This is a genomic window from Streptococcus australis, assembly GCF_015553625.1.
Taxonomy (GTDB): domain Bacteria; phylum Bacillota; class Bacilli; order Lactobacillales; family Streptococcaceae; genus Streptococcus; species Streptococcus australis_B.
In genome coordinates this window covers 40980-60636 of the sequence record NZ_JADNGY010000003.1, presented here as the reverse complement: position 1 = coordinate 60636, position 19657 = coordinate 40980, and the positions used below count along the sequence as shown (strand labels likewise).

At 40.8% G+C, this 19657-nt stretch carries 16 protein-coding genes; 15 read left to right on the top strand and 1 reads right to left on the bottom strand.

The features are described 5' to 3' along the window. Positions 1–54: 54 nt before the first annotated feature. The 15 genes from topA to I2D56_RS03175 all read left to right on the top strand — a co-directional run bounded on the left by topA (position 55) and on the right by I2D56_RS03175 (position 18293). On the top strand, positions 55–2142 hold the full coding sequence (gene topA, locus I2D56_RS03245) for a type I DNA topoisomerase (RefSeq protein ID WP_195347971.1): 2088 nt from the start codon (positions 55–57) through the stop codon (positions 2140–2142). 107 nt (positions 2143–2249) lie between these two features. Further along, the gene (locus I2D56_RS03240) at positions 2250–2927 is read left to right on the top strand and encodes a SatD family protein (protein ID WP_195347970.1); all 678 of its coding nucleotides are present in this window, start codon (positions 2250–2252) and stop codon (positions 2925–2927) included. Next, positions 2911–3615 (top strand): DUF3307 domain-containing protein, encoded by a 705-nt coding sequence (locus I2D56_RS03235; protein WP_023023211.1) that lies wholly within the window; start codon positions 2911–2913, stop codon positions 3613–3615. Before I2D56_RS03240 ends, I2D56_RS03235 begins: the two co-directional genes overlap by 17 nt. A gap of 173 nt (positions 3616–3788) precedes the next feature. Beyond that, positions 3789–5123, top strand: coding sequence for a methylenetetrahydrofolate--tRNA-(uracil(54)-C(5))-methyltransferase (FADH(2)-oxidizing) TrmFO (gene trmFO / locus I2D56_RS03230; RefSeq protein ID WP_023023213.1), 1335 nt, complete (start codon positions 3789–3791; stop codon positions 5121–5123). A 94-nt stretch (positions 5124–5217) separates the two neighbouring features. Next, on the top strand, positions 5218–6045 hold the full coding sequence (locus tag I2D56_RS03225) for an alpha/beta hydrolase (RefSeq protein WP_023023215.1): 828 nt from the start codon (positions 5218–5220) through the stop codon (positions 6043–6045). 39 nt (positions 6046–6084) lie between these two features. Continuing rightward, the gene (locus I2D56_RS03220) at positions 6085–6825 is read left to right on the top strand and encodes an esterase family protein (RefSeq protein WP_023023217.1); all 741 of its coding nucleotides are present in this window, start codon (positions 6085–6087) and stop codon (positions 6823–6825) included. 21 nt (positions 6826–6846) lie between these two features. Next, positions 6847–8013, top strand: coding sequence for an ATP-grasp domain-containing protein (locus I2D56_RS03215; protein WP_195347969.1), 1167 nt, complete (start codon positions 6847–6849; stop codon positions 8011–8013). 209 nt (positions 8014–8222) lie between these two features. After that, a complete protein-coding gene (locus tag I2D56_RS03210; RefSeq protein WP_049514824.1) occupies positions 8223–9191 on the top strand; it encodes a thiamine pyrophosphate-dependent dehydrogenase E1 component subunit alpha in 969 nt (322 codons plus the stop codon). 16 nt (positions 9192–9207) lie between these two features. Beyond that, positions 9208–10200 (top strand): alpha-ketoacid dehydrogenase subunit beta, encoded by a 993-nt coding sequence (locus I2D56_RS03205; RefSeq protein ID WP_023026810.1) that lies wholly within the window; start codon positions 9208–9210, stop codon positions 10198–10200. A gap of 221 nt (positions 10201–10421) precedes the next feature. After that, the gene (locus tag I2D56_RS03200) at positions 10422–11465 is read left to right on the top strand and encodes a dihydrolipoamide acetyltransferase (RefSeq protein ID WP_023918161.1); all 1044 of its coding nucleotides are present in this window, start codon (positions 10422–10424) and stop codon (positions 11463–11465) included. 41 nt (positions 11466–11506) lie between these two features. After that, positions 11507–13213 (top strand): dihydrolipoyl dehydrogenase, encoded by a 1707-nt coding sequence (lpdA, locus tag I2D56_RS03195; RefSeq protein WP_195347968.1) that lies wholly within the window; start codon positions 11507–11509, stop codon positions 13211–13213. Positions 13214–13441: 228 nt separating this feature from the next. Continuing rightward, positions 13442–14431 carry a lipoate--protein ligase gene (locus tag I2D56_RS03190; RefSeq protein WP_117744239.1) on the top strand — a complete coding sequence of 330 codons (990 nt, stop codon included), beginning with the start codon at positions 13442–13444 and terminating at the stop codon, positions 14429–14431. 372 nt (positions 14432–14803) lie between these two features. Beyond that, positions 14804–16813 (top strand): DUF1430 domain-containing protein, encoded by a 2010-nt coding sequence (locus I2D56_RS03185; RefSeq protein ID WP_120701951.1) that lies wholly within the window; start codon positions 14804–14806, stop codon positions 16811–16813. 1 nt (position 16814) lies between these two features. Next, complete coding sequence (locus I2D56_RS03180; protein ID WP_120701950.1) at positions 16815–17441, top strand: putative bacteriocin export ABC transporter; 627 nt, start codon at positions 16815–16817, stop codon at positions 17439–17441. Between the two features lie 210 nt (positions 17442–17651). Next, positions 17652–18293, top strand: a complete 642-nt coding sequence (locus I2D56_RS03175) for a hypothetical protein (RefSeq protein WP_195213922.1) — start codon at positions 17652–17654, stop codon at positions 18291–18293. An 85-nt stretch (positions 18294–18378) separates the two neighbouring features. Here the strand turns inward: I2D56_RS03175 and xerS are convergent, their stop codons facing one another. Next, positions 18379–19449, bottom strand: coding sequence for a tyrosine recombinase XerS (xerS, locus tag I2D56_RS03170; RefSeq protein ID WP_195347967.1), 1071 nt, complete (start codon positions 19447–19449; stop codon positions 18379–18381). Positions 19450–19657 lie beyond the last annotated feature (208 nt).

Sequence of the window (19657 nt, the reverse complement as noted above, 5' to 3'; positions counted from 1 at the left end):
CCGAAAAAAATAGTTTACACTCTATGAGGTTTATTACAAAATAGAGGTAAAAAAGTGGCTACTAAAACAAAAAAGAAAACCACAACAGCTAAAAAGAATTTAGTCATTGTGGAGTCTCCTGCGAAAGCGAAGACAATTGAAAAATATCTTGGTAGAAATTATAAGGTCATGGCCAGTGTGGGGCATATTCGTGACTTGAAAAAATCTACCATGTCCATTGATTTTGATAACAATTATGAACCTGAATACATTAATATTCGCGGAAAAGCTCCTTTGATCAATGAATTGAAAAAAGAGGCTAAAAAGGCTAAACAAGTCTTTCTCGCAAGTGACCCAGACCGTGAAGGAGAAGCTATTTCTTGGCACTTGGCCCATATTCTTCAGTTGGATAAGGAAGATAAGAACCGTGTCGTTTTCAATGAAATTACTAAGGATGCGGTAAAAAATGCCTTTCAAGAACCCCGTAAGATTGATATGGATCTGGTAGATGCTCAACAAGCACGCCGTGTCTTGGACCGGATTGTAGGGTACTCGATTTCACCAATTCTATGGAAAAAGGTGAAAAAGGGACTTTCTGCTGGTCGGGTGCAGTCAGTTGCTCTTAAATTGATCATTGACCGGGAAGAAGAAATCAATGCCTTCCAACCAGAAGAATACTGGACAATTGATGGAACCTTTAAAAAGGGAACCAAGCAGTTTCAAGCCAATTTCTATGGAATGAATGGCAAGAAGATGAAACTTCAAAACCAGGAGGATGTGAAAGCTGTTCTTTCGCATCTCGATGGGAAAGAGTATATCGTTGAAAAAGTTGAGAAAAAGGAACGCAAACGCAATGCGCCCCTTCCTTACACAACTTCTTCTATGCAGATGGATGCAGCCAATAAGATTAACTTCCGTACTCGTAAGACCATGATGGTGGCTCAGCAGTTGTATGAAGGAATCAATATTGGATCAGGTGTCCAAGGTTTGATCACTTATATGCGTACGGACTCGACTCGGATTAGTCCAGTCGCTCAAAATGAAGCAGCTAGCTTTATCGTTGATCGATTTGGAGAGAAGTATTCCAAGCACGGAAGCCGGGTCAAAAACGCTTCTGGTGCCCAAGATGCCCATGAAGCTATTCGTCCTTCTAGTGTTTACAATACGCCTGAGAAAATTGCTAAGTACCTAGACAAGGATCAGCTCAAGCTCTACACCTTGATCTGGAACCGTTTTGTGGCTAGCCAGATGACAGCAGCTGTCTTTGACACTATGAATGTCCGTTTGGGGCAAAATGGTGTTCAATATACAGCGAATGGTAGTCAGGTGAAATTTGACGGTTATTTAGCGATTTATAATGATTCGGATAAGAACAAGATGTTACCGGATATGGAAGAAGGGGATACTGTCACTCAGGTCAATAGCAAACCTGAACAGCACTTTACCCAACCACCAGCTCGTTATTCTGAAGCGACCTTGATTAAGACGTTGGAAGAAAATGGAGTGGGACGTCCTTCAACCTATGCACCAACGATTGAGACCATTCAAAAACGCTATTACGTGAAGCTTGTAGCCAAACGCTTCGAGCCAACCGAGTTAGGGGAAATCGTCAATAAACTGATCGTTGAATTCTTCCCAGATATCGTCAACGTAACCTTTACTGCTGAGATGGAAGGGAAACTAGATGATGTCGAACTTGGGAAAGAGCAGTGGCAAAAGGTTATCGATTCCTTCTACCAACCATTTAAAAAAGAAGTAGCCAAGGCTGAAGAAGAGATGGAGAAAATTCAAATCAAGGATGAGGCGGCTGGTTTTGACTGTGAGGTTTGTGGAAGTCCCATGGTCATCAAATTAGGACGTTATGGTAAGTTCTATGCTTGTAGCAACTTCCCAGATTGTCGCCATACCCAAGCGATTGTCAAAGAAATTGGGGTGGAATGTCCAAACTGTCATCAGGGCCAAATCATCGAGCGTAAAACCAAACGGAACCGTATCTTCTATGGATGCAATCGCTACCCAGAATGTGAATTCACTTCTTGGGACAAGCCAATTGGCCGTGACTGTCCAAAATGTGGTCAGTATTTGGTTGAAAAGAAAGTACGTGGTGGTGGCAAGCAAGTTGTATGTAGCAATGGTGACTACGAAGAAGAAAAAGTGAAATAAGTTTTTAGAATGATTCGATGTCTATTATAACGGCAATTTTATAAAATGTCTGTTATAATAGACATTTTTATTTTTTTTCGTTATAATAGACATAAGGAGGTGGGCTTATGTATCTTGCTTTGATTGCAGATGTCATTGATTCTAAAATGGTTCAAGAACGTTTCAACCTGCAAAAACAGTTAGAAAAAACGCTTCGAAAAATGAATGAACTCTTTGGAGATTACTTGGCATCCTGTTTTACCTTGACCCTGGGCGATGAGTTTCAGGCACTTTTAAAAGTGGATGCTCCAGTTTTTCAAATCATCGATACCTTGCGTTCAGAACTAAGCCCGACTCAACTACGTTTTGGTATCGGACTTGGAGAGATTGCAACAGCTATTGATCCCTTGCAAAGTATTGGGGCAGATGGTCCAGCCTATTGGAACGCACGCGCGGCCATCAATCTGGTTCATCAGAAAAATGACTACGGCAATACCCAGATTTATTTTTCAAGCGGGAACGACAGCAAGGACTTATTGGTGAACGCCCTCATTGTTTCAGGAGAAGCCATTCGTTCGGGTTGGCGTGGCAGTCAGGAAGAAATCCTGCTAGATCTTCTTAAGAGATTTGTATACAGTGAGAATTTTAGTCAGCAAGACTTAGCTCAATCACTAGATATCAATCCAAGCGCACTGTCTAAACGCTTAAAGAGTAGTAGTATTCGTGTGTATTTACGGGGGAGAGCAGCTGCCCTTGCTAGTATACAAGCTCTAGTGAAAGGAGAGGCTTATGACCGGATTGTCTAGTATTGTAATGAGTCCATACTTGATTCTCTTGTTGATTTGTCATTTGTTATCGGATTATTATTTTCAAAGTCAAAAGATGGCGGATCGCAAGAATCGGGATAAGAAGGTTCTAGTCCTTCATATTCTCTATGTAGCTCTTCCCCTAATCGTCGTTTCCCTCTGTCACCTGGACCTATGGTGGATTTGCTTGATCATTTTGCTAACTCATGCAGGGATTGATTACAGCAAGCCTTGGGTGCAAAAACAATGGAAATTAACAAACTCATGGGCTTTTACGGTGGATCAATTCTTGCATGTCGGTATCATCATTATTTTGGTCTTCTTGGGAGTAAAAAATAACACGACCTACCTGTCTGCTGATATCTTAAAGCTGATCTTTTATGTCCTCCTGGTGGGAAAACCGACCAATATAGTCTTTAAAATTCTCTTTGCCAATTACCAGCCGACGATGGAGGATAAAATGGATACCATCACTGGGGCTGGTTCTATGATTGGTTTTTTAGAGCGGTTGATTATCGGCGCCTGTCTCGTGTATGGACAATTTGCTTCTATCGGCCTAGTCTTTACAGCCAAATCCATCGCTCGCTACAATAAAATTTCAGAGAACCCAGCCTTCGCGGAATATTACTTGATTGGGTCCTTATTCAGTATTCTATCTGCCCTCTTAGCAGCCTGGTTGTGTTTATAAGAAAACAACTAACAGTCGATAGACCAGACAGGAAGGATTAGCCTCCCTGTCTTTTTTATGCCCTTTTTGGTATAATGGACCAAGTATCAATTTAGAAAGATTTGTGGGTGTCAAACAGTCCAGATAGTTGTTTTGATATGAACTTAGGTTCCACCCAAAGAGGTATTAGTGTCATGTCTCAATCTTATATCAATGTTATCGGTGCGGGCCTTGCTGGCTCGGAAGCAGCTTACCAGATTGCCCAACAGGGAATTCCTGTAAAGCTCTATGAAATGCGTGGGGTCAAATCCACTCCGCAACACAAAACAGACAACTTTGCTGAGCTAGTTTGTTCGAACTCTCTTCGTGGGGATTCGTTAACCAATGCTGTTGGTCTCCTCAAGGAAGAAATGCGTCGTCTTGGTTCTGTCATTCTGGAGGCAGCTGAAGCAACTCGAGTGCCGGCTGGTGGAGCACTCGCTGTGGATCGCGAAGGCTTTGCTAAGCGGGTAACAGAGAAGGTGTCCCAACACCCTCTGATTGAAGTGATTCGCGATGAAATCACGGAATTACCGACGGATGCTATCACAGTGGTCGCAACGGGTCCTCTAACTAGTGATGCTTTGGCTGAAAAGATTCATGAGCTTAACGGAGGAGATGGCTTCTACTTTTACGATGCAGCAGCTCCTATCATCGATGTCAATACAGTTGATATGAGTAAGGTTTATCTCAAGTCACGTTATGACAAAGGAGAAGCAGCTTATCTCAACTGCCCAATGACCAAACAAGAGTTTATGGATTTTCATGAGGCTTTGATCAATGCGGAAGAAGCCCCGCTTAACTCTTTTGAAAAAGAAAAGTATTTCGAAGGTTGTATGCCAATTGAAGTTATGGCTAAACGAGGGATTAAAACCATGCTCTATGGTCCGATGAAGCCAGTTGGACTCGAGTATCCGGATGACTACAAAGGGCCTCGGGATGGGGAGTTCAAGACACCATACGCAGTCGTTCAGTTACGCCAAGACAATGCGGCTGCTAGCCTTTACAATATCGTCGGTTTCCAAACGCATCTCAAATGGGGCGAACAAAAACGGGTCTTCCAAATGATCCCTGGTTTGGAAAACGCTGAGTTTGTGAGATATGGAGTCATGCACCGCAATTCTTACATGGACTCTCCAAATCTCCTTGAGCAGACTTACCGTTCTAAGAAACAACCAAACCTCTTCTTTGCAGGTCAAATGACAGGAGTAGAGGGCTATGTTGAATCAGCTGCCTCAGGCTTAGTAGCCGGGATCAATGCGGCACGTCTCTTCAAAGGCGAGGAAGCAGCCATTTTCCCAGAAACAACAGCCATCGGAAGTCTGGCTCACTATATTACCCATGCCGATAGCAAGCATTTCCAGCCCATGAATGTCAACTTTGGAATTATCAAAGAGCTAGATGGTCCACGCATTAGGGATAAAAAGGAACGTTACGAGAAAATTGCCGAACGTTCTTTACAAGATCTGGCAACATTTATTGGAAAATAAAGTCAATCAATGAAAAAGTTTGGAGAAATCCAGACTTTTTCTTATAAAAATGGTATAATAAATAAAAATTTAGAATATAGAGAGTTTTCTGACAATGAATAAATCCTATTTTTATTTAGAGATGAAGACACACGAGTTGAAAGTGCCTTATACCGGAAAACTCCGTCGTGTGCGAGTCTTATTACCTAAAAATTATGAAACAGATACTGATCGACGCTACCCTGTCGTTTATTTCCATGATGGACAGAATGTCTTCTATAGTAAGGAAGCCTATGTAGGTCACTCTTGGAAGGTCATTCCAGCCATCAAGCGTAATCCAGACATTAGTCGCATGATTGTTGTTGCCATTGATAATGATGGCTTGCAACGGATGAACGAATACTCTGCCTGGAAGTACAAGGAATCCAATATTCCTGGTATGCAATTTGGTGGCAAGGGCGTCGAGTATGGGGAGTTTGTCATGGATGTGGTCAAACCTTTTATCGATCAAGAATATCGCACTCTTGCTGATCGAGAACATACAGCTATGATTGGATCTTCGTTAGGCGGTAACATCACACAATTTTTGGGCCTAGAATACCAAGATCAAATCGGTTGTCTGGGAGTCTTCTCCTCTGCCAACTGGTTGCATCAAGAAGCCTTTGATCGCTATATCGAGCGTAAGAACTTGTATCCGGATCAACGTATATACATCTATGTAGGGACTGAAGAGGCAGATGATACTGATAAAACGTTAATGGCTGGGAATATCAAGCAAGCCTATATAGACTCATCTCTTCGTTATTACCATGATGTTATTCAACAAGGAGTTGCTTTAGAAAATATCGCCATTCGGATTCAATCTGGGGCGATCCACCATGAAGAAGCCTGGGCTGAACATCTACCAGAATGCCTTCGCTTTTTGGCAGAAAAATGGGATTAATAATCTTAAAGTAAATATATAAAGAGAAAGAGGGAACTTATGAATATTGAACATTTAAGCCACTGGAGTGGCCAACTTAACCGCGAAATGTATCTAAACCGCTATGGTCATGCGGGGATTCCTATTGTGGTCTTCGCTTCATCTGGTGGAAGCCATAATGAGTACTATGACTTCGGTATGATTGATGCTTGTGCTCAGTTTATTGAAGAAGGACGGGTTCAATTTTTCACCCTTTCGAGTGTCGATAGTGAGAGCTGGCTTTGTGATTGGAAAAACCCTCACGATCGTGCAGAGATGCACCGTGCCTATGAACGCTATGTTATTGAAGAGGCCATTCCTTTCATCAAGCACAAAACAGGTTGGTTTGACCCAATGATGACAACCGGCTGCTCAATGGGAGCTTACCACGCGCTCAATTTCTTCTTGCAACACCCAGATGTCTTCAACAAAGTCATTGCCTTGAGTGGTGTCTATGATGCTCGTTTCTTTGTTGGTGAGTTTGGAGGAGATGAAGCAATTTACCAAAACTCTCCGTCTGATTATATTTGGCATCAAAATGACGGTTGGTTTATCGACCGTTACCGTCAGGCAGAAATTGTTATCTGTACAGGTCTTGGGGCATGGGAGCAAGATGGCCTTCCATCCTTCTATAAATTGAAGGAAGCCTTTGATCACAAAAATATCCCTGCTTGGTTTGCTGAGTGGGGCCACGATGTAGCCCATGATTGGGACTGGTGGCGGAAGCAAATGCCATACTTCTTAGGACAAATGTATCTATAAGTCAAAAGGGAGGAGACGTCTATGAATTATCTTGTTATTTCACCTTATTATCCACAAAATTTCCAACAATTCACCATTGAGTTGGCCAACAAAGGAATCACTGTATTGGGGATTGGCCAAGAGCCTTACGAGCAGTTAGACGAACCTTTGCGCAACAGTTTGACAGAGTATTTCCGTGTTGATAACATGGAAAACTTGGACGAAGTGAAGCGTGCAGCTGCCTTTCTCTTCTATAAACATGGCCCAATCGATCGCATCGAATCTCACAATGAATACTGGTTGGAATTGGATGCGGCACTTCGTGAGCAATTCAATGTCTTTGGGGCCAAACCAAAAGATTTAAAGAAAACCAAGTTTAAATCAGAAATGAAGAAACTCTTTAAGAAAGCAGGAGTTCCTGTCGTTCCTGGTGCTGTGATCAAAGCAGAAAAAGATATCGATAAGGCTGTGAAGAAGATTGGTTTGCCATTGATTGCCAAGCCTGATAACGGAGTAGGAGCGGCAGCGACCTTTAAAATTGAAACTCCAGAAGATGTGAATCATTTCAAAGCTGAATGGGATGGACATACAGAGTATTTCTTTGAAAAATTCGTTACTTCTAGTGAAATCTGTACCTTTGATGGTTTAGTGGATCGAGATGGAAACATTGTCTTTTCAACTACTTTTGACTATGCCTATACACCACTTGACTTGATGCTCTACAAGATGGACAACTCTTATTATGTCCTCAAAGAGATGGATCCAAAATTGCGTCAGTACGGTGAAGCTATTGTCAAAGCTTTTGGTATGAAGGAGCGGTTCTTCCATATTGAGTTTTTCCGTGATGGGGATGACTATATTGCGATTGAGTACAATAACCGACCTGCAGGTGGATTTACGATCGATGTATACAATTATGCTCACTCCATCGACTTGTACCGTGGGTATGCAGCTATTGTAGCAGGAGAACCTTTCCCAGCTTCTGAGTTTGAGCCCCTTTATTGCTTGGCGACTTCACGCCGTGCCAATGCAGCTTATGTCCTTTCTGAGGATGAAGTTTTAGCTAAATACCATGACCAATTCCGCGTGAAGAAAGATATGCCTGCTGCCTTTGCCGAGCTTCAAGGTGATTATCTTTACATGTTAACAACGCCAAGTCGTGAGGAGTTAGAACAAATGATTCATGACTTTGGCCAACGCCATCAATAAAATATTCCGATAGGTCTTCCCTATCGGTTTTTTGATTTTCCATAAAAAAAAACGACTTTGTGAATCTTTTATATAACAGTTTGTAAATTCATATCTATCAGCATTCTAGACGGATTAGTTTGTGAAAGGAAATGAGCATTTATTTTGACAGTGTTTTCATAGTGAGATAGAATAAAATAGAATGAATAATTGCTTAGAAAGGCGAAATAATGGCAACATTAGATAAAAGTCTCTTATTGGAAATGTTCCGTAAAATGGAAGAAATCCGTCGTATGGACTTAAAAATTGCACAGTTAGTAAAAAAAGGGAAAGTGCCAGGAATGACGCACTTTTCTGTTGGGGAAGAAGCGGCTAACGTTGGAGCGATGTTGGCTTTGAACGATGATGATTTGCTGACATCTAACCACCGTGGTCACGGACAAGCCATCGCTAAGGGAATCGATTTGAATGGTATGATGGCAGAAATCCTTGGTAAGTATACCGGTACTTGTAAAGGGAAGGGTGGATCAATGCATATCGCCGACCTTGATGCTGGTAACCTTGGTGCCAATGGTATCGTTGGTGGTGGTATGGGGATTGCCGTAGGTGCAGCCCTTACTCAACAAATGCACAAGACTGGCAAGATTGTTGTCTGCTTCTTTGGGGACGGCGCAACCAACGAAGGTGTCTTCCACGAAGCAGTGAATATGGCTTCTATTTGGAATCTTCCGGTAATTTTCTACTGTATCAATAACGGTTATGGAATCTCTGCTGACATTAAGAAAATGACCAATGTCAAGCATATCCACGAGCGTAGTGCTGCTTACGGCATTCCTGGAATGTTTATTCCTGATGGAAACAATGTTATCGATGTCTATGAAGGATTCCAAAAAGCTGTTGAACACGTCCGCTCTGGTAAAGGTCCTGTCTTGATTGAAAGTGTCACTTATCGTTGGCTTGGTCACTCATCTTCAGACCCTGGTAAATACCGGACCCGTGAAGAAGTCGAAGAGTGGAAGAAGAAAGATCCAATCGAAAACCTTCGCAAGTATCTCCTTGAAAATGAGATTGCGAGCGCAGAAGAATTGGATCAGATCCAAGAAGAAGTAAAAGAAGCAGTGGAAGCTTCAGTGAAATTTGCGGAAGAAAGCCCATTCCCTCCACTCGAATCAGCTTTCGAAGATATTTACGCAGACTAAGGGGGAGTATAGAATTATGGAAACTAAATTAATGTCTTTCCGCGATACCATTATACTTGCTATGTCTGAGGAAATGCGTCGCGACGAAAATGTATTGTTGATGGGGGAAGATGTCGGAGTTTTCGGTGGAGACTTCGGAACTTCAGTAGGAATGCTTGAGGAATTCGGTCCAGAACGTGTTCGTGACTGTCCAATTTCTGAGGCTGCGATTTCAGGTGCGGCAGCAGGGGCAGCCATGACCGGACTTCGCCCAATCGTTGATATGACCTTCATGGATTTCTCAGTAATTGCCATGGATGCTATTGTCAACCAAGCTGCTAAAACTCGCTACATGTTTGGTGGAAAAGGGCAAGTGCCGATGACCGTTCGCTGTGCTGCTGGTAATGGAGTTGGATCTGCAGCTCAACACTCCCAATCCTTGGAATCATGGTTTACTCATATTCCTGGTTTGAAAGTTGTTGCTCCTGGTACGCCAGCGGATATGAAGGGACTGCTCAAGTCATCTATCCGTGATAACAACCCCGTTATCATTCTTGAATACAAATCAGAATTCAACCAAAAAGGGGAAGTGCCAGTTGATCCAGACTACACGATTCCACTTGGTGTCGGAGAAATCAAACGCGAAGGAACTGACGTCACTGTCGTAACCTACGGGAAAATGCTTCGTCGCGTGATGCAAGCAGCTGAAGAATTGGCAGAAGAAGGCATCTCAGTAGAAGTAGTAGACCCACGGACTTTGGTCCCACTTGATAAAGAAATCATTATTAACTCTGTCAAGAAAACAGGAAAAGTAGTCCTTGTCAATGACGCCCACAAAACAAGTGGTTATATCGGTGAAATCTCAGCTATTATTTCTGAATCAGAAGCATTTGATTACTTGGATGCACCTATCCGTCGTTGTGCGGGAGAAGATGTGCCAATGCCTTACGCACAAAACCTCGAAAATGCAATGATTCCAACAGTTGAAAGCATCAAAGATGCCATCCGAAAAACCTACAACAAAGAATAATACATAACATAAATTATGTAACTAGTAATAATTCAGACGAAGAAGCTTTGTATCTAATGATGCAAAGTTCTCTGCGTCCTTAATATCTTAAAAATGAACTCGGGCTAAAGTCTGTGTGAAAAAGACAAACTTTCCTAGAAACTAAAGTTTCTTCGTCAAGTTTCCTATTTTCACTTTGACTTTTGACACCCTTAGTATCTTATAATAGAATAGGAGAGGTCATGGCTGATGATAAGCTAAGAGCGACTCCTGCGGCTAGAAAATTAGCGGATGATCTTGGGATCAACCTCTATGATGTTTCTGGTTCAGGCGCAAACGGTCGTGTCCACAAAGAAGACGTGGAAACATATAAAGACACAAATGTGGTTCGCATTTCACCACTTGCAAAACGAATTGCTTTAGAACACAATATTGCTTGGCAAGAAATCCAAGGAACTGGTCATCGTGGTAAGATCATGAAGAAGGATGTTCTTGCTTTCCTTCCTGAGAATATTGAGAAGGATACCATTAAGTCACCTGCTCAAATTGAAAAGGTGGAGGAAGCTCCTGATAACGTGACACCTTATGGTGAGATCGAGCGCATTCCGATGACACCAATGCGTAAGGTGATTGCACAACGGATGGTGGAATCTTACTTGACAGCACCAACCTTTACATTGAACTATGACGTCGACATGTCTCAAATGTTGGCGCTTCGTAAGAAGGTATTGGATCCAATCATGGAAGCAACTGGCAAGAAAGTCACTGTAACAGATTTGCTTTCTCTAGCAGTTGTTAAGACCTTGATGAAACACCCATACATCAATGCGTCATTGACGGAGGATGGCAAAACCATCATCACTCACAACTATGTCAACTTGGCTATGGCGGTTGGGATGGACAATGGCTTGATGACACCGGTTGTCTACAACGCAGAAAAGATGACCTTGTCAGAATTGGTGGTAGCCTTTAAGGATGTTATCGGACGTACTTTGGATGGTAAATTAGCTCCAAGTGAATTGCAAAATTCAACCTTTACCATCAGTAACTTGGGAATGTTTGGTGTTCAATCATTTGGACCGATTATCAATCAACCAAACTCAGCCATCCTTGGTGTTAGCGCAACTGTTGAAAAACCAGTTGTAGTTAACGGTGAAATCGTCATTCGTCCAATCATGAGCTTGGGATTGACCATTGACCACCGCGTTGTCGATGGTATGGCTGGTGCCAAATTCATGAAAGACTTGAAAGCCTTGATTGAAGACCCGATTTCAATGTTGGTCTAATCAACGAAAGAGAATAGAAACAAGAAAAAGAGGGAAATAAAATGGCCTTAGAAGTAATTATGCCAAAAGCCGGCGTAGATATGACCGAAGGACAAATCGTTCAGTGGAATAAAAAAGTCGGCGAATTTGTAAAAGAAGGAGAAGTTCTCCTTGAAATCATGACAGATAAAGTCAGCATGGAATTGGAAGCTGAAGAAGATGGTTACTTGATTGCTATCTTGAAAGGGGACGGCGAGACTGTTCCTGTAACAGAAGTAATCGGATACCTTGGTGAAGAAGGGGAGAACATCCCAACAGCTGGAGCAGCTGCACCAGAAGCGAGTCCAGCACCAGCCGCAGCAAGTGCTTCAAACGATGACAATAAGAGCGATGATGCTTATGATATCGTAGTAATCGGTGGTGGTCCTGCTGGTTACGTATCTGCTATCAAGGCAGCTCAATTGGGTGGTAAGGTTGCTCTTGTTGAGAAATCTGAACTTGGTGGAACTTGCTTGAACCGCGGATGTATCCCAACTAAGACTTACCTTCACAACGCTGAAATTATCGAAAATATCGGCCATGCTGCAAATCGTGGTATCGTAATTGAAAACCCTAACTTCACAGTGGATATGGACAAGGTTCTTGAAACCAAGAACAAGGTCGTCAATACCTTGGTTGGTGGTGTTGCAGGACTTCTTCGTAGCTATGGCGTAACAGTTCACAAAGGTATCGGTACGATTACGAAAGATAAGAATGTCTTGGTCAATGGATCAGAATTGCTTGAAACTAAGAAGATCATCCTTGCTGGTGGTTCAAAAGTCAGCAAGATTAACGTTCCTGGTATGGAGTCTTCTCTTGTAATGACCAGTGATGACATCTTAGATATGAACGAAGTTCCAGAAAGTCTCGTGATCATCGGTGGCGGGGTTGTCGGTATCGAACTTGGTCAAGCCTTTATGACCTTTGGTTCAAAAGTAACGGTCATCGAAATGATGGACCGCATTGTTCCAGCTATGGATGCGGAAGTATCTAAGAACCTTCGCTTGATCCTTGAACGCAAGGGAATGACCATCTTGACTGATACGAAACTGCAAGAAATCATTGAAGAAGATGGCAAACTCCGCATCAAGGTTGAAGGTAAAGACGATATCATCACGAATAAAGCTCTTCTTTCAATCGGTCGTGTTCCAGATCTCGAAGGAATCGGAGAAGTTGAGTTTGAATTGGATCGTGGTCGGATCAAGGTCAATGAATACATGGAAACATCTGTTCCAGGTATCTATGCGCCAGGTGATATCAATGGTACCAAGATGTTGGCCCACGCTGCCTTCCGTATGGGTGAAGTAGCAGCTGAAAATGCTCTTAAAGGGAACCACGCTGTTGCCAAATTGAACTTGACTCCTGCAGCCATCTACACACTTCCAGAAGTAGCAGCAGTTGGTTTGACAGAAGAACAAGCTCGTGAAAAATACGATGTTCAAATTGGTAAATTCAACTTTGCAGCTAACGGTCGTGCCATTGCGTCAGATGCAGCTCAAGGCTTTGTTAAGGTCATTGCAGACAAGAAATATGGTGAAGTTCTTGGGGTTCACATCATTGGTCCAGCAGCAGCTGAATTGATCAACGAAGCTTCAACCATCATTGAGATGGAAATCACTGTAGAAGAAATGCTCAAGACTATCCATGGTCACCCAACCTTTTCAGAAGTGATGTACGAAGCTTTTGCGGATGTACTTGGATTGGCAGTTCACTCACCTAAGAAGAAATAATATTATTCTTTCAACTAAATTTTCTTAAAGTAGTACGGACGGCAGCGACCTCTTAAGAGTTCCATGCCTAAAAATTGAGCCTTTTGTCTCAATTTTTCCGAGAAATGTAACGATAACTCGTTACATTTCTTTTTACTACTTCAGAAAATTCAAGTACAATTTAACTATTTCTGTCTGGCACTCATCATACTATGAGTAGGATTAATAAAAAGAATTTTTGGAATTACTATGAAATACATTATCAATCATTCAAACGAAACTGCTTTTAATATTGCTTTAGAAGAGTATGCTTTTAAACATCTCCTTGATGAAGATCAAATCTTTATTCTTTGGATTAACAAGCCATCTATTATTGTAGGTCGTCACCAAAATACCATCGAAGAAATTAACCGTGATTATGTTCGCGAAAATGGAATTGAAGTAGTACGTCGTATCAGTGGTGGTGGAGCTGTTTACCATGATTTGAACAACCTTAACTATACCATCATTTCTAAAGAAGATGAAACTAAAGCATTTGACTTCAAGAGTTTCTCAACTCCAGTTATCAATACTTTAGCTCAACTTGGGGTTAAGGCTGAATTCACGGGTCGTAACGACCTGGAGATCGACGGTAAGAAATTCTGTGGGAATGCCCAAGCCTATATCAATGGCCGGATCATGCACCATGGTTGCCTTCTTTTTGACGTTGATTTGTCTGTCCTTGCCAATGCTCTCAAGGTGTCTAAAGACAAGTTTGAGTCTAAGGGTGTTAAATCAGTTCGTGCTCGTGTCACCAATATTATCGACGAATTGCCAGAAAAAATCACAGTTGAAGAGTTTCGTGATCTGCTTCTGGACTACATGAAGAAAGAATATCCTGAAATGACGGAGTATGTCTTCTCAGATGAAGAATTGGCGGAGATTAACCGTATCAAGGAAACCAAGTTTGGTACCTGGGATTGGAACTATGGGAAGTCCCCTGAATACAATGTCCGTCGTGGCACTAAATTCCCTAGCGGTAAGGTTGAAATCTTCGCTAACGTTATTGAATCAAAAATCCAAGACATCAAGATCTATGGAGACTTCTTCGGTATCGAAGACGTAGCAGCAGTAGAAGATGTCCTTCGTGGTGTCAAATACGAACGCGAAGACGTTCTCAAAGCCCTTCAAACTATTAACCTAGGTCGCTACTTCGCAGGAATCACTGCAGAAGAAATTGCTGAGGCTGTGGTGGAATAAAGTCATAAGAGGCTGGGACAAAAGTCCTAGCCTCTCAATTGTCTTTGGATTGTCGAACAAGACGCAGTGGTTGAGTGGGCTCTACTACGCTGATTTCGTCAGCTTTTACAGCCCTACTCAACTGTGCGGAGGTGGGACGACGAAATCGAATTCTAGCGAACTACCGATTTCTGTCCCACTCTCTTTTTTGAAACTAGTTTCACATAGAAATTATTGTTTTACTAAGGATTTTGTAGTATAGTAAAGGTGGAAAAGTGTATTCGCTTACAAAAATATAATTATGATTTTTTAATACTCAGTAACCATTAAACAACGAAATTAATTGACTAGCTAGGTATTACTTTCCTTTTCTGCTTTAGAAAGTGTGATGATATGAAACGTGTCTTTATTATTTTATCAAACCTTTTCATCTCTAGCTTTTTGATTTGGATTGCCTTTATTTCTCCAAATACGGTTATCCACACCAGTCTTCCGGTAGTAGGTGTGGTGAGACAAGAAAAGAGCGTCACATATGAAGAGTTATCTTCCAGTTTAGACCGTTTGGCAAGGGAAAATCATAGTATAATTGCCCGTCAGATACAAAGAACAGATTCTAAAGGGCAGGTTGTTTTCACCTATGATATCTACGGAGAGGGAAAACTTCCTCTTGGGATTAAAAGAGAGAAGAAAGAACTGGCTGCCAATGAAAGCCTGCTAAAGAATTATTATATATTAACAGGTGAATTGGAAACTAAAAAGCTGGATCAAACGCTTCATACTCTTGGTTTCTCACAAACTTTTATTGAGAAACCAAATCCTCTGCAGACCTTTATTGCCTTTTTTGGCTCAGGTTCACAATCACTTGCCTTAGTCATTTTTATCATTAGTTTTAGCTCTTTTACGATTATTCAAAAAACACAAGAAATGAGAAGTGCTGGGATTCGATATATTTCAGGAATGAGACGCTTGCAACTTTTCGGACATTCTCTAAAAGATGATAGTATAGAGTTGCTTTTGGGATGTATTGGCGCAAGTATAATGGGTGCTGTTCTGATTTATTGCTTTCAATTGACACCTTTTTCCTATTCCCTCGTCATTTCCAGTAGTATTATTTACAATGGGATTTTACTAATTTTGTCTGTTTTCTTATCCTTCCTCTTTGCATATAGTATTCAAACGATTCATTTAGTCCCCCTTTTAAAAGGGAAGGTTCCATTGAAGCGCATATTGGTTTTCCTCTTTATTTGTCAATTTCTCGCTGTGGCATTAATTGGCCTTGCGATTCATCGAATCAGTATTTATGGATCAGTCTGGCAAACTCACCAAGAGGGAAGTGAGGCTTGGTTAAAACAGTCGAATTGGGTCCAAATTAGTACAAGTCGCGAGGATTTTTCACAGAAAACAAACAAAGAGACGCAAATTGAGAACAGAGCAAAATGGTCTAAGCTCATCGAGTCTGGAATCGAAAATGGTGGTCTTTTAGCTTATCATAATCTCGTATCTTTTAGTTCAAAAGGAGTTATGACGGATCCTAGTACAGGTAAAGAGTTTTCAATCACAGATTACGATCCACTTGCCAATAGCCTGTATGTCACTCCAAATTATCTTGATATCCAAGGTGTTCCAGTTTCTCCTGAAGAAAAAGATCACTTAAATCACTTACAAGCAGGAGAATTTGGTCTCTTACTTCCGGAAAAATTAAAAGGTCGAGAAGAGGAGATGATCAAGCGATATGAAGATTATCTATCTCCTCGAGATGATCAAGGAAATATCACCTTATCAATGAAGGCGAAGGTAACGTATATTCCGAATCATCAAAAACGCTTTATCTACAACAACACACCAATTAGCTATAAGCAATTCTTTACCGATCCGGTTTTAGTGGTTATTCAACCTGAAAGTTTTGGAGGCTATGTGAATCCATATTTCACCGATCTAAATCCCTACCTTTATTTTAATGGACTTCAGAATAGTAGGAAGCTAGTCGCTGAGTATAATCTTGAAAAAAGTGTTAGTCAGTACGACTATGCAGTGGACGTTTACCAGCAAATGGCCCAAAACATACAAATAGAAAATCTCATGGCGATTGCAGGAGGAGTCTTTGGTATAGCAACCTCTGTTCTTCTTTTTAACACTATGAATTTCCTATATTTTGAAGAGTTTAGAAAACAAATCTTCTTGAAGAAGATTGCAGGTCTGGGATTTGTAAACATTCACCAAATGATTTTGCTCTCAGAAAGTAGCCTTTTGCTATTAGGAAGCCTCTTGGTATTCATTCTCACTTCGGAATGGTGGATTGCTCTTGTCACTCTCTTGCTATTTATTACTAATGCTTGGTTCATTCTCCTGTACCGGTCTCATAAAGAAGACCACTTGTTAGCCACTGTACTGAAAGGAGCCTAATATGATTACCGTAGAACATTTAACCAAATCATTTGGCCAACGAACGGTCTTTCAAGATTTGAGCTTGCAATTTACAGAAGGTAAGGTCTATGCTCTGATCGGAAATAGTGGGTGTGGTAAAACAACCTTGCTCAATATCTTGGCGAAGATAGATCCTTATGAAAAAGGGAGTATAAGCTATAAAGGGCAAGAACTGAAACAAATCAAACAGCATCACTTCTTTAAGCATGAATTAGGCTATCTCTTTCAAAATTTTGGCCTACTTGAAAACGAGACTATCGCTACAAATTTAGATTTGGGATTGATTGGGCAAAAATTAACGAAAAAAGAGAAGAAGCAGCAAGAAGAAGAAGTGCTCAAAAAAGTAGGATTGGCTTACCTTGCTCTGGATCAAAAGATTTATGAATTATCGGGGGGAGAGGCGCAACGTGTCGCATTAGCTAAAGTTATTTTAAAAGATCCACCTTTAATTTTGGCGGATGAACTAACTGCAGCACTGGATCCAGAAACCTCACAAGAGGTGATGGACTTGCTCTTAATGTTAAAGAATCAAGAGCGTATAATCATTATTGCAACCCATAATCCAGTGATTTGGGAAAAAGCTGACGAAGTGATAAAGCTCAACTAATCCATGGCTGAAGAATGGTAGGATCTTCTGTATTATCTTTTATAGCCAGCTATTCATGAGGTATAGGCTGATGAAGAAAGATTCGGTCAAACAAAAATTTTAAGTTTTTTCATCAAAAGTTAGTTCGTGACATGGCCTCTTTTCTTGATATTCAAATGCGATGAGTGTAGAATATAGAGGAAATCTGAAACAAAAAGGGGATCAAATTCAATGATGAAAGTTCCAGTAGAAAATCTTGGGCTATTTGAACAGTTAGATCGTATCGTAGTGGCTTTTTTTAGGAAGGAACAACTTTCTAGTCCATATGATTTGAATGTCAGTATTACTCAAGAACACCTTGACCGGAAAAAGCAAGATCTAGAACCTTTAGGCTATCAAGCTGTCCAACTACCATTAGGAATGGCTTTAGATAATATCATTCAGCAACCTCATTATAAAAACTTAATCATTGGTGGACTTGCTCCCGACGAAATTATGGTCAGTAAAGAAGAATTAATGCCTTTGAAAGATATCGTGGATAGTTTTTGTATTATGTACGCTGCAGCGAATAACAGACTGGAAAATAGTAAGGCTTATGAATTAATGAAAGATAAGACGGTTTATTTTATTGGTAAACTATTTACAGATTTTCCAAAAGCTGGTGATGAAATTGCTTATTTAGGAATTGATCGAATAGCGAGCGATGGTACACCATATGAAGCAGTTAAATGCTTTTTAACGAAAGAGAGTGCAGAGAAGTTCAATAGTGAAAAAAGACCTGTCACCCCTGCAAACTTGGCTTATCTAAAATCATTCTGGGGTAAACCAGTAATTATTGAGCCTCATCGTAATTATTGGATCGAATTTTTTTAGAAAGTATAAAAGAGCGTAAGATTCTATCAAAGATCTACGCTCTTTTTCTAACATTAAATATATTACATAATTTATATTATGTATCTTATAAGCTATCCAAGGCATTTTTCTGTTCGTCATTTACGATATGCGTATACAAGTCCGTTACCTGAGTGCTGGCATGTCCTAGCTGATGGCTGACCAAAACTTGGGATTTGGTGGCATCATAGAGACGAGTAGCAAGAGTATGTCTTAGTTTGTGGGGGGTCACCCGGACTTTGAAGTCTTCTGAATACTTAGCCACCATCTTTTCAACACTAGAAGCATCAATCCGATTCGGAACACCTCGATATAAGGTTAAGAAGAGGGCTGTATCAGTTTTTTCTGTCTTATAACGTTTGTCTCGAATAGCGAGATATTGCTCTAAATAAGGCTTAGCAAAGGCAGCGACATTAACCGAGTCTCGTTTTCCACCTTTTCGAGTGACGTCAATCACCATCATCTTAAGATTGAGATCTCGAAGATCCAGGTTAACGGCTTCAGAGAGACGGACACCTGAGGCAAGAAGGAGTGCTATAATGGCTAAATCACGCTCTTTATTCTTATTAAAGGAAGATAAGGCGCGATTTGAGAGTGTTTTAGGGTATTCCTGGTCGATATAGTTCAGGAAACCTTCTGTCTCGTCACCTAAAAAGAGCTTTTGCTTGATATTTTCAGCTCGAGCAGCTAAGGTTTCTTTCTTTTTCTTGGTCGCAACCTTCTTCATGACATTACGGTAGAAATAAGGTTCCCCATGCTCGTTTTCAACTTCCTCAGTCAAATACTTATAAAGACTAGAAAGTGCAGAAAGAGTACGGTTAATGGTTGTTTGAGAAACCCCATTTTTAGTCGTATTGGCATTGAGCAGAGGACGTTCACGCAAATACAGAATAAAGGATTCCATGTCTTTCTTAGTCATGTTCTCCAGAACCTCTAAAGGGATATTTGCCATGGTGTCAGCATCTGATATACCAGATTCCAAGACCCAGGTGAAAAATCGATCGTATTCTTTTAAGTATTCGTACAAGGTCGTAAAGCTGTATGGAACGGCCAGTTTCGATTGATAATATTCTAATACATACCAAGGCATGACTTGTTTGAGTTTATCAATACGTTCTAATAAGATCTCACGTTTCATGTTTTTCTCCAAATCTTTCTATACTAGTAGTATAGCATAGCTAGATGTATTTTTCAAGAAAATTATAGTTTTTCGGAAAGATGTTATAGGGGATCTATAAGACTGTTTTCTATACTCTATACCTTTTTTAGAATAACCAAAAATTTTTTTAGAGCTAATTATTCTCAATTATGTACTTTATTTAAGTGAACACTGAAAATTTTAAAAG

Bases quoted from the DNA above. Each gene is read 5' to 3' on its own strand.
- I2D56_RS03240 (WP_195347970.1), top strand. From the start codon at position 2,250: ATGTATCTTGCTTTGATTGCAGATGTCATTGATTCTAAAATGGTTCAA.
- I2D56_RS03220 (WP_023023217.1), top strand. From the start codon at position 6,085: ATGAATATTGAACATTTAAGCCACTGGAGTGGCCAACTTAACCGCGAA.
- xerS (WP_195347967.1), bottom strand. From the start codon at position 19,449: ATGAAACGTGAGATCTTATTAGAACGTATTGATAAACTCAAACAAGTC.
- I2D56_RS03235 (WP_023023211.1), top strand. From the start codon at position 2,911: ATGACCGGATTGTCTAGTATTGTAATGAGTCCATACTTGATTCTCTTG.
- I2D56_RS03205 (WP_023026810.1), top strand. From the start codon at position 9,208: ATGGAAACTAAATTAATGTCTTTCCGCGATACCATTATACTTGCTATG.
- I2D56_RS03225 (WP_023023215.1), top strand. From the start codon at position 5,218: ATGAATAAATCCTATTTTTATTTAGAGATGAAGACACACGAGTTGAAA.
- I2D56_RS03215 (WP_195347969.1), top strand. From the start codon at position 6,847: ATGAATTATCTTGTTATTTCACCTTATTATCCACAAAATTTCCAACAA.
- lpdA (WP_195347968.1), top strand. From the start codon at position 11,507: ATGGCCTTAGAAGTAATTATGCCAAAAGCCGGCGTAGATATGACCGAA.
- I2D56_RS03190 (WP_117744239.1), top strand. From the start codon at position 13,442: ATGAAATACATTATCAATCATTCAAACGAAACTGCTTTTAATATTGCT.
- I2D56_RS03175 (WP_195213922.1), top strand. From the start codon at position 17,652: ATGATGAAAGTTCCAGTAGAAAATCTTGGGCTATTTGAACAGTTAGAT.
- I2D56_RS03180 (WP_120701950.1), top strand. From the start codon at position 16,815: ATGATTACCGTAGAACATTTAACCAAATCATTTGGCCAACGAACGGTC.
- I2D56_RS03200 (WP_023918161.1), top strand. From the start codon at position 10,422: ATGGCTGATGATAAGCTAAGAGCGACTCCTGCGGCTAGAAAATTAGCG.
- I2D56_RS03210 (WP_049514824.1), top strand. From the start codon at position 8,223: ATGGCAACATTAGATAAAAGTCTCTTATTGGAAATGTTCCGTAAAATG.
- trmFO (WP_023023213.1), top strand. From the start codon at position 3,789: ATGTCTCAATCTTATATCAATGTTATCGGTGCGGGCCTTGCTGGCTCG.
- I2D56_RS03185 (WP_120701951.1), top strand. From the start codon at position 14,804: ATGAAACGTGTCTTTATTATTTTATCAAACCTTTTCATCTCTAGCTTT.